The 16774-nt window shown below is 50.9% G+C and carries 15 protein-coding genes; all 15 read right to left on the bottom strand.

What is annotated here, in order from left to right:
- Positions 1–10: 10 nt before the first annotated feature.
- Complete coding sequence (gene fliG, locus ACZ5R2_RS06840; protein WP_464901562.1) at positions 11–1069, bottom strand: flagellar motor switch protein FliG; 1059 nt, start codon at positions 1067–1069, stop codon at positions 11–13.
- On the bottom strand, positions 1062–2819 hold the full coding sequence (gene fliF, locus ACZ5R2_RS06835) for a flagellar basal-body MS-ring/collar protein FliF (RefSeq protein WP_464901561.1): 1758 nt from the start codon (positions 2817–2819) through the stop codon (positions 1062–1064). Before fliF ends, fliG begins: the two co-directional genes overlap by 8 nt.
- 17 nt (positions 2820–2836) lie before the next feature.
- The gene (gene fliE / locus ACZ5R2_RS06830) at positions 2837–3151 is read right to left on the bottom strand and encodes a flagellar hook-basal body complex protein FliE (protein WP_464902324.1); all 315 of its coding nucleotides are present in this window, start codon (positions 3149–3151) and stop codon (positions 2837–2839) included.
- 84 nt (positions 3152–3235) lie between these two features.
- Complete coding sequence (locus ACZ5R2_RS06825) at positions 3236–4633, bottom strand: sigma-54-dependent transcriptional regulator (RefSeq protein ID WP_464901560.1); 1398 nt, start codon at positions 4631–4633, stop codon at positions 3236–3238.
- Complete coding sequence (locus ACZ5R2_RS06820; protein WP_464901559.1) at positions 4633–5694, bottom strand: sensor histidine kinase; 1062 nt, start codon at positions 5692–5694, stop codon at positions 4633–4635. The genes ACZ5R2_RS06825 and ACZ5R2_RS06820 overlap by 1 nt, the downstream gene beginning before the upstream one ends.
- A 79-nt stretch (positions 5695–5773) precedes the next feature.
- Positions 5774–7228 carry a sigma-54 dependent transcriptional regulator gene (locus tag ACZ5R2_RS06815; RefSeq protein ID WP_464901558.1) on the bottom strand — a complete coding sequence of 485 codons (1455 nt, stop codon included), beginning with the start codon at positions 7226–7228 and terminating at the stop codon, positions 5774–5776.
- Positions 7229–7604: 376 nt separating this feature from the next.
- Positions 7605–8018, bottom strand: coding sequence for a flagellar export chaperone FliS (gene fliS / locus ACZ5R2_RS06810; RefSeq protein ID WP_464901557.1), 414 nt, complete (start codon positions 8016–8018; stop codon positions 7605–7607).
- Positions 8019–8031: 13 nt separating this feature from the next.
- Entirely contained in the window at positions 8032–8334 is a 303-nt protein-coding gene (locus tag ACZ5R2_RS06805; RefSeq protein ID WP_464901556.1) for a flagellar protein FliT, read from the bottom strand.
- A gap of 22 nt (positions 8335–8356) precedes the next feature.
- The gene (fliD, locus tag ACZ5R2_RS06800; RefSeq protein ID WP_464901555.1) at positions 8357–10345 is read right to left on the bottom strand and encodes a flagellar filament capping protein FliD; all 1989 of its coding nucleotides are present in this window, start codon (positions 10343–10345) and stop codon (positions 8357–8359) included.
- Between the two features lie 17 nt (positions 10346–10362).
- Positions 10363–10791 carry a flagellar protein FlaG gene (locus ACZ5R2_RS06795; RefSeq protein WP_464901554.1) on the bottom strand — a complete coding sequence of 143 codons (429 nt, stop codon included), beginning with the start codon at positions 10789–10791 and terminating at the stop codon, positions 10363–10365.
- Positions 10792–10878: 87 nt separating this feature from the next.
- Entirely contained in the window at positions 10879–12012 is a 1134-nt protein-coding gene (locus ACZ5R2_RS06790; RefSeq protein ID WP_464901553.1) for a flagellin, read from the bottom strand.
- A gap of 274 nt (positions 12013–12286) precedes the next feature.
- Positions 12287–13426 (bottom strand): flagellin, encoded by a 1140-nt coding sequence (locus ACZ5R2_RS06785; RefSeq protein WP_464901552.1) that lies wholly within the window; start codon positions 13424–13426, stop codon positions 12287–12289.
- Positions 13427–13674: 248 nt separating this feature from the next.
- Positions 13675–14811: a flagellin gene (locus tag ACZ5R2_RS06780; protein WP_464901551.1), complete on the bottom strand. Its 1137-nt coding sequence runs from the start codon at positions 14809–14811 to the stop codon at positions 13675–13677.
- 456 nt (positions 14812–15267) lie between these two features.
- On the bottom strand, positions 15268–16170 hold the full coding sequence (locus ACZ5R2_RS06775) for a Dyp-type peroxidase (protein ID WP_464901550.1): 903 nt from the start codon (positions 16168–16170) through the stop codon (positions 15268–15270).
- Between the two features lie 138 nt (positions 16171–16308).
- On the bottom strand, positions 16309–16770 hold the full coding sequence (locus tag ACZ5R2_RS06770) for a DUF2919 domain-containing protein (protein WP_464901549.1): 462 nt from the start codon (positions 16768–16770) through the stop codon (positions 16309–16311).
- Positions 16771–16774: the final 4 nt, after the last annotated feature.

The following is a 16774-nucleotide window of genomic DNA, read 5'->3' as shown; positions in this document are numbered from 1 at the left end:
TGCTCTCCGATTACAGGAACTCGTCCGCACCGCCGGTCAGCAGCAGTTCGCCGCTGTCGGCCATGCGGCGAGCAATGGCAAGGATCTCTTTCTGTGACGCTTCAACATCCGAGACCTTAACCGGTGCCATGGCCTCGAGATCCTCGCGCATCATATTCGCAGCACGCTTGGACATATTGTTGAAGATCTTCTCTTTCAGTCCGTCGTCAGCGCCTTTAAGTGCACGCTGGAGAACATCTTGTGGCACATCACGTAGCAGTTTCTGAATACCTTGGTCATCGACCTCAATCAGGTTCTCAAACACAAACATCAAATCTTGGATCTGGGTGGCCATATCTTCATCTTGGTCACGGATCTGATCCATCAGCACCCCTTCAACATTGTTGTCGAGGTAGTTCATGATCTCGGCAGCAGCCTTCAGGCCACCAATCTTAGCCGCTTGAGCGCCCGCTTGACCGGCAAACTGTTTCTCCATGATTTCGTTCAGCTCAGCCAGTGCTGACGGTTGCACTTCCTCGAGGTTAGCGATTCGCATCATCAAGTCGAGGCGATCGCGCTCAGCAAACTGAGACAAGATTTCCGCCGATTGATCCGGCTCCAAGTAAGACAACACAATGGTTTGGATCTGTGGGTGCTCGTTAACAATAATGCTGGCCACTTGGCGCGGGTCCATCCATTTGAGTGAATCTAGGCCTTTAGACCCTGCGCCGAGCAAGATCTGATCAACCAGGTTATTGGCTTTGTCTTCACCCAATGCAGCCACTAAGGCGTTACGCATAAACTCTTCGCTGCCCATGCCGATATTGGTGTACTTCTGAATATCTTGCAGGAATTCACGATGCACGGCGCTGACCTTCGCCTGGCTTAAATCACGAGCACGCGCCATCGCGCTACTTACGTGCTGAACCTGCTTAGGCTCAAGGTGACGAATGATCCCGGCGGCATCTTCTTCATTGAGGCTCAGCAGCAAAATCGCGGCTTTCTCTTCACCACTCATGCTTGAGATATCAAAGCCCGCGTTTGGATCGGCGATTTCGCCGCCAGGCGGTACTACTAGTTCATTAGCCATTGTGCTGCATCCAATTCTTCACGACCTGCGCTGCGAGCTCTGGCTCATTCGCCACCAGCGCACGGACCGCTTTCAGTACGTCTTCATCTTTATTTAGGTTTGGCAGCTCAATCGATGAACCAAACTCAAATAGGTCTTGATTATCGATATCACTACTAATCAGACTGGTTTCTCCATCGGCCCCAATCGGTAAGCCATCAGGCCCATATAGCTTGTCTTCCTCTTCGTCGGCCACTGGGTTAAGCAGTTTGGTCATCGCTGGACGGATCAACACCATAACGATGACGATGATCACCAGTGCACTAGCAAGCCAACGTACCCACTCGTTGAAGTTGGGGTGCTCCCAGATTGGCGCATCGGATAGCGGCTCAAGATCTTGCGCGGCAAACTGCATACTCAGCACGTTGAGTAAGTCACCACGCGCCTCACTATAACCAATCGCACCAATCAAAACCTGTCGGATCGACTGCAGTTCACTGTCGGTCAGCGGTACCTGAACCAACTCACCAGTGGTTGGGTCGAGTGCGGCGCGATGATTGATGGCAACCGCAACAGTTTGGCGGTTTAACACGCCAGTTTGGCGGCGCTCGTGACTGATGGTGGTATCTAGTTCAAAGTTACGCGTTGCTTCGCGATGCACGGAGCCCTGGCCCAACACGGAGCCATCTCGCATTTGCGCAACATCTTGCGGGATTGAGGCATCAGCGGGTGGTTGGTTGCTCAGTGCACCAGGGACACCGGCCACCACATTGCCATTATTGTAATCTTCAAGGGTAAACTCACTGCGCGTCGCGGGTGTATTGGGATCAAATCGCTTGCGTGTTTGCTCCACAGCACTGAAGTCGAGCTCGACATCAACCTGAGCGGTATAGTTGCCAAGGCCAAGGATAGGGATCAGTACAGAGTCAATTTTCTCGCGCAGCGCTTGTTCTTGTTTGCGCTCGAGCTCGTGCTCTTTCCGCCTTGCCGCTGAGGCTGGGTCTTGTGAACCTGAGCTGAGCAGCCGCCCATGCTGGTCCGTGACCGTGATGCGATTGGGTCGCATACCCGGTACGGCACTCGCGACCATATCAACAATCGAATCTACTTCTTCTTGCTTTAGGTTCGCTCCGGTGCGCAAAGTCAGAAATACCGAGGCCGAGGCCTCTTGACTATGACGGACAAAAACACTCTGCTTTGGCAGCGCCAGCAGCACCCTTGCGCGGCGGATCTGATTCATGGCTTCTATTGCCAACGCCAGCTGGCGCTCACGACTGAGCTTAAGTCGCTCCTGCTCCAGACGCTGAGAAACACCAAATCCCATATCCTGCATGAGTATCTCATCACCAGCGTGACTCTGATTGTTCAAACCCGCACGCACCATATTTAGCTTGAGACTGTTAAAGTCTGAGCTAGGGACTAGGATGGTGTTACCTTCAAGTCGATAGCTTTGTTTTTGCTGATCAAGATAGTCCAGTACTGGGATTAGTTCATCGGTTTCGTATGTGGCCAATGGGCGCATCTCTGGCTCTTTCACCCAGAAGAACACCATTACGATAAGCGCAACACAGATAGAAATGGAAAGCACCAGCACGACTTGGCGGATCAAGTCGAGGTCACCGATCGCTAGGTCAAATTTTGACGAGGCCTTCTCGTCAATGTCGGGGTTTTGTAGGTCTACTGCGTCTTCACCTGTCGCGCCTGTCGCAACAAGAGCGGCAGAATTTGGCTCGCTTACAGCAAGATCTGTTGATTGATTTGGGTCGGCCACAACGTCTTCCTAATGCATTAAACCGGCATATTCATAAGTTCTTTGTACGATTCAACGAGTTTGTTGCGTACTTGAATAGTGGCATCAAACGCAACACTTGATTTGTTGCGCGCGATCATCACATCAGAAAGAGAAACGCTCTCATCCCCACGATCAAAACGGGTCTGCAGGTCACTTGATGACTGCTGCAAATGATTGACATTGTTGATCGCTCTACTCAGCATCTGACCAAAGTCAGCACCCACTTGCTGTCCACTCTTTACCGCTGTGGTCGCGCCGCCAGCTTGTGCTCGCATCACGCTCATTTCACTCAGTAAGCTATCAACCTGCATTTTCACCTCGAATGCCAATTCTTTGACGTTTAATTGCTTATTCCTCAAACAAGCAACTAGTGTACCATACTTATACTTAAGTAATTAGTTAGGTATATCAATACCCGCATCACGCATTTTTGCTAGCTTGTAGCGCAATGTACGTGGGCTAATACCCAGTTTTTCTGCCATCTCTTTACGCCGGCCATCACACTCTTGCATAGTCTGGAGAATGATAGAAAACTCTTGATCGCGCAGCTCACCGCCCAGGCTTGATGATGCCGACGACGGCGTTGCAACCTCAGTAGCCAGCGTCAAATTAGGCTCTGGTTGCCCAGTTTCCACCACGCTCTGTAGACTATCAGCATCTTGCCAATCAATCCCCTCTAACAAAATGTGCCCAGCATCAATTTGTCCGTTATCCGCCAAAATTAAGGCGCGCTGTACGACATTGTCCAGCTCGCGCACGTTACCTGGCCAGTGGTAGGCTTGTAACTTATCCAGTGCTGTAGTCGTCACCCTAGGCAATGCCATGCCCAATTTTTGACAGTGGCGTTCTATCAAGTGCTGAGTTAGTGGGGTGATATCTCCCCTGCGCTCCGCCAGCGCGGGCCAGGCAATTGGGAACACATTGAGGCGATAGTAAAGGTCTTCGCGGAAATTGCCTTCTTGGACGTATTGCTTCAGGTCGCGATTACTGGTTGCTAATACACGCACATCAAGCTTGATACTCTTACGACTGCCAAGCCTCTCCACTTCACGCTCTTGCAACACGCGCAGCAGCTTAGCCTGAAGGCTCAAATCCATCTCGCTGATCTCGTCGAGCAAAATAGTGCCCCCTTGTGCCTGTTCAAACTTACCTGGGCAGGCTTGAACTGCCCCAGTGAAGGCGCCTTTTTCGTAGCCAAACAAGGTAGCTTCCAGCATATTATCCGGGATCGCCGCACAATTTATCGCCACAAAGGGACCCGACTTGCGATTTGATGCGTTGTGAATGTAACGCGACATGACCTCTTTACCCGAGCCACTTGGACCAAGCACCATCACGTTAGCGTCCGTCTTAGCGACTCTGTCGGCAAGTGCCAGCAATTTGAGACTTTTGGGGTCCGCAACCACAGCGTCGCCATCGTGTTCCGATTTCACTGGGGCATAGCGGCTGACCATATTGAGCAGCACTTCGGGAGCAAACGGCTTTGCCATATAGTCAATCGCGCCATCTTTCATCGCAGACACCGCGTCTTCAATATTCGCGTAAGCCGTCATCAGTAGCACAGGCAGATTCGGCCAGTGCTGCTTAATGTTTTTTAGCAATGCTAGGCCGCCCATCCCCGCCATCTGAACGTCAGAGACAACGATATCGACTGGATTTACTTTCAGCTTGACCAGTGCATCCTCAGCACTGTCGGCTTCCAGCCACTCATACCCTGCCAACGCCAATGTGTCGACCAGTGCCTCTCTCAAGCCTTCGTCATCTTCAACGATCAGGACTTTACTCTGTGCCATTACTTCTCTCCATCATTGGCGTGTTGTGACTGATTGTCCGTGGTTTGGCACGGTAAGCAGAGGGTAAAACAGGCCCCATCTCCTCGTTCTGAAATTAACTCTAAACGCCCCTTGTGGGCGCGGCAGACCATCTGTACTACCGCCAATCCAAGGCCTGTCCCTTGTGAGCGTGTAGTGAAGAAAGGCTCCATAATCTTGCCTTGTAGCTCTTTCTCTATCCCTGGCCCATTATCCTGAACCGAAATGCGCACCTCATCATTAACCGTGCGAAAATACACATCAACTTGGCTCTGTTTACCGCTATTTTGGATCGCATTCATGACCAGGTTACTCAGCGCTGAGGCGACCGAGTTGACATTACCAAGCAGTGTGGTTGCCGCATCCTCTATCTCAACGTGATAATCAATCAGATTGCCTTTGACTGCCGCCTCAACCATAGGGTGTAGTTCATCCGCCAGCGCTTGAACGGTAAAGGGGTGAATGACCTTGTTGTCTCCACCTTTGGCAAACAACAACATATCGTTGACCTGCTTTTCAAGATCATGCAGCCGGTCGACCAGTTTGGTTTGAAAGCGCTCTTTGGTTGCCGGCGGTAGGTTGGGTGCCGAAAGGTTTGACGCGTAGAGCATGGCGCTCGACAAGGGGGTGCGGACCTGATGAGCTAGGGAAGCCACCATTTTACCTAAAGACGATAGCCTTTGCAGATCACTCACCCGCGACTGTAGCAGTCGGGTCTCGGTCAAATCGGTGATTAGGATTAACTGACCGGTATTGGAGGCCGATATTGCTAAGCGTACTTTACGGCCATTGCGTAGCGATATCTCATGCCCATCATCCTCGCGAGGAGCGAAGGCTGATTGGATCACATCAAACCAACGCTCGCCAACCAAAGGAACCTCGAGTAGACGTAGTGTCTCTGGGTTGGCCTCACGGACCACCCCATGGGTATCAAGTAGGATGACGCCTGCCGGCATAACATCAAGTACTTGCTTGTATCGTTCAACCTGAGACTCGAGGGTATCAAGGTGAGACTGGTGTTGTGATGAATCTGACGATTGCATGATGATGGCCGCCGTAAAAAAGAAAAAAGCCCAAATCAAAGAAGTTTCAGGCTGTTATCGGTGCATTATTGTTAACTGACTAACGCTGTATATTGTACTTGCGCATTTTCTCCACTAAGGTGGTGCGACGCATCGTCAGCATATCCGCCGCTCTTGCCACCACGCCCCCTTGTGCATCCAAGGCTTGGCTGATCATGTTGGTTTCTATCTCAACCAACACCTGTTTTAAATTAATCCCTTCGTCCGGCAGCGATTCCAACAGCGTCATGCTAGGTTCGGACTCCTCAAAGCTAAAATCTTGGGCGAAGATATCCGCCAATGCATCACGCTCTTGCTCTTCAGGGGTCTGCTCTTCAGCAACGTCAGGCTCAAACTGAGGCGTATCCCCATAACGATAATTTTTAGGCAGGTGATTAACATCAACCAAGCTATTGGGGTAGAGAATCACCATTCGCTCAATCAAGTTTGCCAACTCTCGCACGTTACCCGGCCATTGATGCTGCGTCAGTGAACTGATTGCACGTGGTGTGAAACAAATAGCAGCAGAGCCCTGTGCTTCCATTCGTGCCATTAGCTCACGCAACAACAATGGAATATCGACATGGCGCTCACGCAAGGGTGGCATCTCAATTGGGAATACGTTGAGCCTGTAATACAAGTCTTCGCGGAAAGTGCCAGCCTCGATCATCGCCTCAAGGTTGCGGTGAGTCGCCGCGACAACGCGCACATTGGCCTGAATAGTGGTATTTCCCCCAACTCGCTCAAAGCTGCGCTCTTGGAGTACGCGCAGCAGTTTGACCTGCATCGACATCGGCATATCACCGATCTCATCAAGAAAAATCGTCCCGCCATCGGCCAGCTCAAAGCGCCCTTTGCGGGTCGTCAGTGCACCGGTAAATGCACCTTTTTCATGGCCAAACAACTCGCTTTCAAGCAAGTCAGCAGGGATAGCACCGCAATTGATCGGCACAAACAAACCATTTCGCCGCGACGAATGATAATGAATACTACGCGCCACAACCTCTTTACCGGTCCCTGATTCGCCTAATATTAGTACGCTCGCTTCTGTGCTCGCGACCTGACCTATCATATGTCTGACTTGCTGTATCCCCTGACTTTGTCCAACTAGACTGCGAAATAAAGCGTTGTCTTGAGAGACACCTGGCTGGGGGTGAGCTCGCTGAGCAAGCTCCTTACAATGGCGTAATGCTTCTGCTAATTGGGGATAGTTAAGTGGGTACTCCAGCTCCCCTACATACTGCGCCTTGTGCTCAAACGAGTATGGGTGAGAGCCTACTACAAGCAATGGAATATGGGTAGCCATAGTGAGGTGCTGATTCAAACTCACTGGTACCTGGCTATTTTGAAGAGAGCCGATCACGCAACCGGACCAAGGCAAAGTCCAATCAATACTCTCAATCTCACTGGAGTCAATGGCGTGACATTGCTCACCGACAAACTCAAAAATATTACTCAGGTTGGTGCGCAGCTGCGCATCATCCTCAATCACGAGTACTTTTAACAAACCTAGCATGGATAAATCGATTGCCTTTAAAACTAGTTGACTGACACAAGTGTAATTATTATGAACCGATTCCCCTGCCGATAAGGAACTCAGCCTCAGCGAGCCGATATCTAGCTCTTGATCGTGTTGTGTCAGTTGACGATGGTGACACGAGTCAAAGTAGTGACGCCGCGATGCAGCCCATCAAAATTGCACCAAATTCTAACGAAAAGGCGTGAATGGGAGGTATTTTATTGGATTTGGCAAAGAAGGCAACCAAGTGGTCACGGGATGTGACCTCTTCGGAGGAATTTACTGGTATTTGCTTCAAAACAAACCAGTTTTATCGATAATTCTATCGCGAGGCGGCGGGCAAAACTGTTTGCCCGATCGCGCTGTCTTAAATTTATGACATACCAATGTCAGCCGCGGTCAAATTATGGTACTGAAGCGGGATCTGATCCCATGCAGATTTGATTTCACGCAAGATCTCGACAACATCGTCCAAAGGTTGCGGATCATTAGCGATGTTCGCCGAAGAAATCTGACTGATCATAAACTCATACAGCTGATCCAAGTTACGCGCAATATCGCCACCGTCTTCCATCGACAAGCAAGAACGCAGACTGATAATGATATCCAGCGCCTTGCCTAATCGCTCGCCCTTCATCGCAATATTGCCTTGCATCATCGCTGCTTTGCCTTGGATCAAGCGCTCAATCGCGCCCGCCATGAGCATCTGGACGACTTTGTGGGGGGACGCCGCGCTAAGCTGACTGTCTACCGAAACTTTTTTGTATGCTTGTAACGAACCGCGCATGGCTATCCTCTTGCTATAAAAACTTTTTGTATTGTTGAACTGATTTCAAACCCTGACGGTGACGGTGTAAGGCAAGCCCTGCCTGACGCGTTACCTGTTCCATCTGTCTAACCAGCGTTTCGGTGCTTTGCACCAGAGCCTGCCAGTCATGGCTCGATGCTAGGTGAGGCTGCTGCCTTATCTCAGCGAGTGCACTCTTGAGCATCGTTTCTCTTTTATCGACCAGTAACTGGATTTCTTCAGTCGAATATTGCTCATTGCCTAGCTCGTGGGCAATTGTTTGATCGAGTTCATGTATTTGCTGGTAACGACTCATCGCTCTAGGTCAACCTCATCCACTAGCCCAACACATTCATCATGCCAGACAGCTGAGCTTGCATATTGCTCGTCGCATCCTGCATAGCAGCAAAGCGATCGTGAGTACGCTTTTGCAAGCTTTCCATGCGCCGATCGAGCGCCGCCTGATCATCTCGCAGGCGATGGTTGCGCTCGACAATACCATGCTCACGCGAGCGAATTGTGCCAGTGGGTCCGGTCAGGCTATGGATTGTATCCTCAATCTTGCGCGCAAAACCATTATTGCCACCAAAAAAACTCTCCAACTGATGGAAATTACCCTCGAGCTGGCGATTCAGGGTCTGGTGATTGATATCCAGATGCCCCTCTCGTGTGGTGGTGATACCAAAAGAGCTCAAGGTCCCCATATCAGCTGGCGTGCCCTCAACGCGTGTGGTAAACACGCCCTTCAAGCGGCTCTCTGCACTGCGCACCAAGCTATCCCCGGCTAGCGGCCCCGCTCGACCTGTGACCGGGTCAACGCTGGCCAAGTCTTTCGAGACAAAATGAAACTGATTGTAAGCGTGAACAAACTGCTCTATCTGATCGCGCACACGGTCGCGATCATAATCCACACTCACCTCGGCCGGGCGCTCGCCAGGCTCAGAGGTATTGAGTAGGGTCAGATTGACCCCTTCTATGGCATCCTCAATCACATTATTGCTGCTGCTAACCTGCGCAATGCCATCAAGCATCACCTTGGCATCTTGCGCCGCTTCCACTTGAGTCAGTCCACTGTAAGCATCAAAGGCCTTTTGCGCCGCGAGCAGCTCATCATTAACTCTATCCACCTCTTCAAGGTGGGCGCGCTCCTCCTCAGACAGCTTCGCCCGCTCGGCCTGTTTCGCTTCCTCTTCAGTGATCTCACCACTGGCAAGCGCAGCAGCAATCGCGGCCTTCTCGGCGGCTAATTGCTTATCGAGCTGGTCTTGCGCCTCAGCAGGCGTGACATAAGAGTCGGTCAGCGTGCCTGATGCTGTATTGCTCCAACCCGGCACTTGCTTGGACTTAGCCAGCGCTTTTGCATCCAGCTCCGGCTTGGGCTCGTAATAGGAGTCCAATAAGGTGCCTGAGGCAGTTTCGCTCCAGCCAGGGATACGGTCTTGTGGCCTTTGATACACGCTTGTCTGCTCTGCCGCTTGCACGCCAGCCACACTCTCTACATCATCAAGAGCAGCGCCATCACGAGCAACATATGGATCAGACTGAGCCGCGGCTGTTTCCTCAGCCACTTGCGCATCCACCGTTTTGGCGGCATCAATCAAGGTATCAGCAACCTGTTGGGCGGCAAGCTTTTGCTCTGGGCTTAATGGGCTAATTAGCTCTTGAGCGGCGGCACGGGCCTGTTCGAGATCTCGAACCCTTTGCTCTAAGGTTTTGTATTCCAGCTGCTTAAGGCCACTATCGGCCCCTTGCGACTGTACTACGATCGATATGGCATGCTTCTCACCTGTCTGGTCGGAAGCAAGAATAAGGCGAGGCCCATCGACATCGTTAATGACCGAAGCCCGCACCCCTGGGTTGGCCTTCTCATCATTAATGCCACGAACGATGTCACTGAGCTTACTGTTTTCTTTAACGTCTAACGTGAAGCTACGACGACCCAGTTTGATCTGCAGCTCGCCAGGTCCAAACTCTTCATCCTCGGCAAACACGCCCGAGGCAAGTTTGTGCCCTTGCGCAAGCTGCAACACATCAACAGAGTATCGTCCTGCGATGGCTTCCGTCGTCGCGGTTGCCGACACTAAGCCGTCATCCGTACTTCCCACTGCGCGAGCAGCGTAAGCGCGCTCCTGACGAAAATCCGCCATCAGATACTTCATCGTATCCAGCGACTCTTTGAGCCGACCATAAGCACTAATACTGGTCTCATTGTCAGCGCGTTCATTGTCGATGCGTTGCTGTTTTGGCACTCGCTCTGCATCAACCATCTTGCTGACCATGGAATTAATGTCCATGCCAGTATTCATCCCCATTGGGCCTAAACTCATGTCACCACCTTAAAAACCTAGACTTTATCGTTCAACAACCCGCTGCGTTGTCCATTGGACTGTTGTCGAAGTCGCCTGAGTACCTCTAACAGTTCTTCATCGGGTATTTGACGGATCAGCTCACCTGTATCCACATCGAAAATTGACACCACATCCCGTCCCGAGTCCTCGTCTTTCTTGAAGGCCAGGCTTTTGTTCATGGATGAGATAAACTCATTCAATTGCTCGACGACTTTCTCACGCTCTCGCTCATTGAGCTTATGTTGTGCCAAGTTCGTCTGCGTGACGTTTGACCCACCATCAGTGCGTGATTCCGTTACCCCAATCTTGTCGCTGCCCATATTGTGAGCGGCAACCTGTTTCGGCTCTTGGTTTTTTAAAGCAAGTTTAATGCCACTTTGAGAGTCGTAAGGATGGGTAGTTGATGTGCCGGAGTAATATTCCATACCACCTCTCCCGTCCTGTACATTACCCTCTAACGCGTCCTACGTTAGAGCTCTCAATAAGCTTCAAACGAAACCTATCGAATAACCTTACAGCAAGCTCAGTGCCGCATTTGGTGTCTGCTTAGCTTGCGCCAGTACTGATGTACTTGCTTGCTGCAGGATCTGCGACTTGGTCAATGCTGTGGTCTCTTTAGCGTAATCCGTATCTTGGATGCGGCTACGAGACGCATTAACGTTCTCGTTAATGTTGTCTAGGTTATTGATTGTGTGGTTAAAGCGGTTCTGAATCGCGCCAAGCTCTGCACGCTGACTATCTACGGCCTTAAGGGCACCGTCGATAACCGCCACGGCTTGTTGTGAGCCGGCCACAGTCGTGATATCTACATCATTGACTGTTTTGTGCTCAGCGTTCTTCGCGCTCAAACCAAGGTCTGACGCAAGATTACCACCAATTTTCAGCGTTGAAGTATCCACAACGGTCTCTGCGGCAAAAAGCTGCAGTTTGTTGTCTTCACCCACAGACGCTTTCAAATCAGGGCTGTGACCATTGATGTAAGTCGCCACCTGCTCCAGGTCATCACCGACTTTCATCTCGATCTCAAGGCGCTGCACGTCACCGTTACCATCGGTGTAGTCCATGCGTAGCATCTCGCCGCCTTGCGCTGTCCAACCCGCACCAACATCTTTACCCTTGATCTCAACACCACCCATTTCTGCAGTGTCAGAACGCATGTTACCCATGGTCATGATCACGGCTTCACCTGAAGAGGCACCGATTTGGAAAGATTGTTGGCCGTATGTGCCGTTCAGTAGCTTGTTGCCACCAAATGACGTCGTTTCTGCGATACGGTTAAGCTCATTGTTCAGCGCCGTCACTTCCTCTTGTAGTGCGATACGCTCGCCCTTAGAGTTAGAACCATTCGCCGACTGTAGTGACAGGTCACGCATACGCTGAAGAATGTTGGTCGATTCTTGCATCGCGCCTTCTGCGGTTTGTGCAATCGAGATACCATCATTCGCGTTACGTACTGCTACATCCAGACCACGGCTTTGTGACGTCAAACGGTTTGAGATCTGAAGGCCTGCTGCATCATCTTTTGCGCTATTGATTTTATAGCCAGATGACAGGCGCTCCATTGATCGGTTTACGTCGTTTGCTGCATTGCTTAGGTTACGCTGAGCCGTCATAGCTGCAACGTTAGTATTTACGTTAATTGCCATAGTCGATCTCCTTAGGCATTGGGTTTACGCGCCTTCGTGTCTCTCACCTCACTTGGACGCATATCATTTCTCTCCATCTCTTAACGGCGGACAGAGCAATAGCTTTAGGAAAAAAAACGGGTTTTTTTAAGTTTTTTGGATTTGGGGCAATATGCCGTCACTAGCACGTGAAATTCAACGTTTGATGCCGTTAGGGGCAAGCTAAATCCACTCAATACAAACGCAAAAAATCCAGCCGAAGCTGGATTTTTTCTTGAGGTGACTGGCTGACTAATTAACCTAGCAAGCTCAGCGCTGAGTTTGGCGCTTGCTTAGCTTGTGCCAAGATAGTGCTTGACGCTTGTGATAGGATTTGTGACTTGGTTAGCGCCGTGGTTTCACGGGCAAAGTCGGTATCCTTAATGCGGCTCTTCGACGCATTCACATTTTCGTTAATGTTATCTAGGTTGTTGATAGTGTGATTAAAGCGGTTTTGAATCGCACCGAGCTCAGCGCGGTGGCTATCCACATATTTAAGTGCTGAGTCGAGAATCGCTACTGACTCTTGCGAGCCGCCTACCGATGTCACGTCGATATCATTTACGGTTACCGCTTCAGCTCTGTCCATGCGAAGCTCACGACCCAATGAGCCACCAAATTGGATGCGCTCTGAGGTATCAATATTGTTCGAACCTGCGTATAGCTGCAATGCACCGTTTTCATTCACAGATGCTTGAACCGCATCGGTTTGACCGTTGATGTAAGTTGCTAGCTGCTCAACATCGTCGCCCTCTTTGGCATTGATCTCAAGCTTTTGCTTGTTGCCATCAAGGTCAGTAAAGCTAATGGTAAGCTCGTTTTTATCACCAGACACTGTCCAGTTTGCATCCATCTCATTACGGGCAACGTGTGATAGGCCACCCATTTGCGCCGTGTCAGAGCGAAGGTCTTTCAGCTCCATGATGACCGCTTCACCCGCATCAGCACCAATTTGGAACGATTGAGTGCCGTAGGTGCCGTTAATCAGCTTTTGACCACCGAACGATGTGGTTTCTGCAATACGGTTAAGCTCGTTGTTGAGTGCCGTTACTTCTTCTTGAATCGCAATACGCTCTGCTTTTGAGTTTGAGCCATTTGCCGATTGTAGAGAAAGGTCGCGCATGCGCTGTAGAATGTTGGTGGTCTCGTTCATCGCACCTTCGGCAGTTTGTGCGATAGAGATACCGTCGTTCGCATTGCGTACTGCTACATCAAGACCGCGACTTTGTACGTTCAAGCGGTTTGAGATTTGCAGACCTGCCGCGTCATCTTTTGCACTGTTGATCTTGAAGCCTGAGGATAGACGCTCCATCGATGTGTGCTGCGCATTGTTGGCGTTATTTAGGTGACGTTGAGCGGTCATTGCTGCGACGTTAGTGTTTACATTTACTGCCATGGTGATTTCTCCAATTGATTTTCCGGTTGTTGCGGTTTCCGACGTCTCGGAAAACCAAGTAGTTCTCTCAAAGTTACTTCTAGTAACGGCGCCGGTGGAAAATCCTTTAGAAAAAAAATTACTTTTTTAAGAAAAATATCCCGTTGGGATAAAATTCACTCATTTAGCGTCAAAATACCATTTTTACTCTAATTTTGACTCAAGTTCTGTCAATCGCTGTCGATATCTTTCGCCCTTACAAGCTCGGGCTAACCATTAAGCAAGGTGAGCGCGAGATCTGGCTGGCGTTTGGCCTGGGCCAATATCGTCGTACTGACTTGCTGCAGGATCTGCTGCTTAACCATCTGAGTCGTCTCTTTGGCATAATCGGTATCCTTGATGCGACTGTTAGATGCGGCGAGATTCTCGTGGATATTGTCGAGGTTATTGATGGCATGACCAAAGCGGTTTTGTAGCGCGCCAAGTTCAGCGCGATGGCTATCGATATATTGCAGTGCCGTGTCCAATACCGCCACCGCCTGCTGCGCACCACCGACCGAGCGGATATCCAGATCATCGACGGCCTGATAGCCTGTGGCGACCATCTGCAGCTCACTCGCCAAACCACCAGCAAAGCTAATCGTTCCCGATGTCTCCTTACCCGCGATATACACCTGAAGAAAGCCATCCTCGTCCACCGAGGCACTCAGCGAATCAGTCTGACCATTGATATAGGTGGCCAACTGCTCTATGTCATCGCCCTCTTTCGCCTCGATCACAAAGTGTTGCCACTCTCCGTGAGGGTCTAGGTAGGCGATTGATAGCTCCTGATACCCTGCGCTAACCGTCCAATCACTGTCTTTCGCTACTCGCGCGCGATGCACTAACCCGCCCATCTCAAGGGCATCACTGCGCATCGATTTTAGAGAGACATCAACCGCCTCACCGCTCGCGGCGCCAATCTGAAACGCCGCACTGCCAAACTGGCCGTTGAGTAACTTACGCCCGCCAAAGGATGTCGTCTCGGCAATCCGATTCAACTCATCATTAAGCTGGCTCATCTCTTCTTGCAGAGCAATACGCTCAGCCGCTGAGTTAGAGCCATTGGCCGCTTGCAAAGACAAGTCACGCATCCGCTGGATGATATGGGTGCTCTCCTGCATCGCACCTTCTGCCGTCTGCATGATTGAGATGCCATCATTGGCATTACGCACCGCGACATCCAGTCCACGCATTTGCGACTCCAAGCGATTTGAGATCTGCAGCCCTGCCGCATCATCCTTAGCACTGTTGATCCGACTCCCCGAAGACAAACGCTCCAGAGATTGGTTCAGCGCACTCGTTGCGCTCGACAAATGACGCTGCGCGGTCATCGCTGCCGTATTAGTGTTCACTGTGACGGTCATAATATTCCATAAAAGATGAAAGACAGATGCTCAGGCTTTTATCGGCGGCGGTGGGTGAATCTTTAGAACTATTAAGAGGCGAGAGGCGAGAGGCGAGAGGCGAGAGGCGAGAGGCGAGAGGCGAGAGGCGAGAGGCGAGAGGCGAGAGGCGAGAGGCGAGAGGCGAGAGGCGAGAGGCGAGAGGCGAGAGGCGAGAGGCGAGAGGCGAGAGGCGAGAGGCGAGAGGCGAGAGGCGAGAGGCGAGAGGCGAGAGGCGAGAGGCGAGAGGCGAGAGGCGAGAGGCGAGAGGCGAGAGGCGAGAGGCGAGAGGCGAGAGGCGAGAGGCGAGAGGCGAGAGGCGAGAGGCGAGAAAATTTTCCAGCCTTTACCTCCGCTGTCAAGTGTTACTCCACCTCGAGCGCAGCGTACTCGCAGGGCAACGCCCGATCTCGCCTCTCGCCTCTGAAACTGAAGTTGTTATTTCAGTTTCAATTCAGCAAGCATAGTTGCTGATGGGGCAAAGAAGTATGCGCCGGTTACCGCGTGCGTGAAACGCAGCAGTTGGTCAGTTTTGCCATCGGTGACACCGTACATGCTATCGAGCATCGCTTGGAAGTTGTGCACGGTATTACAGTAAGCAATAAACAGTAGACCATGATCGCCACTGACACTGCCGTACGGCAAGCTATGACGGACAATCTTAAGGCCCTTGCCCTCTTCTTTGATGTCTACACGGCCAACGTGTGACTGCTCGGGCACATCCTCAAGCTCAATGGAGTCTGGCTTGGTGCGACCAACCACTTTTTCTTGAGCAGAAATGTTGAGGCGGTTCCAAGCTGGAAGGTTATGGATAAAACGCTGAACCATCACATAACTGCCACCGACAAACTCGCCCTCAGGAATGATGGCCACATCTTGGCGAGCAGCACCCTCTGGGTTCTCAGTGCCGTCGACAAAATCGGTCATGTCACGTGAATCTAGGTAGCGAAAACCATTGGTTTCATCAACTATCTCAACCGACTCTTCCACCAAAGAGATAAACTTACGCAAAACAAAGAAGTGTAGGTCTGGGCGCTCTGAGTGACAGTGGATCAGCACATCGACATCTGTCGCTGGCGCTGTGATCTCACCCTCTCCAAGAGGCTTAAACGCCACTAGCTCTTTTGGCATTGATGCGTCTAGCTGTGACCAGAACTGATGAGTAAAGGCGATAGAAAGGGTCAACTGCGCACCAGGTTGGCTTTGATTAAGCTCTGCAACGAAAGCGGGTAGCGCTTGCAGCTGTGTGAGTACTTCTTCAGGGTTAGAGCGAACCTTGAGCTGAGTGTAAAGTGCAAAAGGGCCTGCCTCAGGCAGGATCGCGGTTTGAACTTCGGACATGGGGTTTCCTTTATGTTGAGTCAAGAACGCCTTTTCGGTCTGACTTAAATTGACTAATTTTTCTGCGATCAAAGCACGATATTACTTTGTGGGCTATCGCTAACAACCGCCTCCAGTATATAGAGCGCGAGAGAAGATTTATTGATGTCGTTCAATTTCAAAGCCATTGCGCAGCAGGCAATCTCTTACAGTCTGACTTTTTATGAGATACAAACCAAACCACAGCAAGCCAACCAGCGTTAGCCCCAGTGACCAACTAAATGCCCCGCGAGCAAGGTAAATATGGTAAAAGGTCTGCGTAGCTTGCAACGCAATCATTACCATTGTCACCGGTTTTGCATGGGAGACAATCACATTGACCACCTTCCGCTCCTGATTTCGCAAAGCAATTAACCACATAAATATTAGAGCAGGCACCCCTATGACCATACCAATGATCATTAAACGACTGTCTGGATAGACAAATTCGAGGATCTTTCCCCCTTCATCAAAACTGGCCCCTGCAACGATAAACACCAGCCATGCTCTAGCGAGAAACAGCCAGCCTAACCAGAGTAAGGTGGGTGTTCTTAGATATCCGTGGTCGGTATAGCGGTCCATTGGG

Source organism: Vibrio sabulosilitoris, from assembly GCF_055391395.1.
The sequence above is the reverse complement of the archived record's forward strand: the minus strand, read 5'-3'. Positions and strand labels throughout refer to the sequence as shown.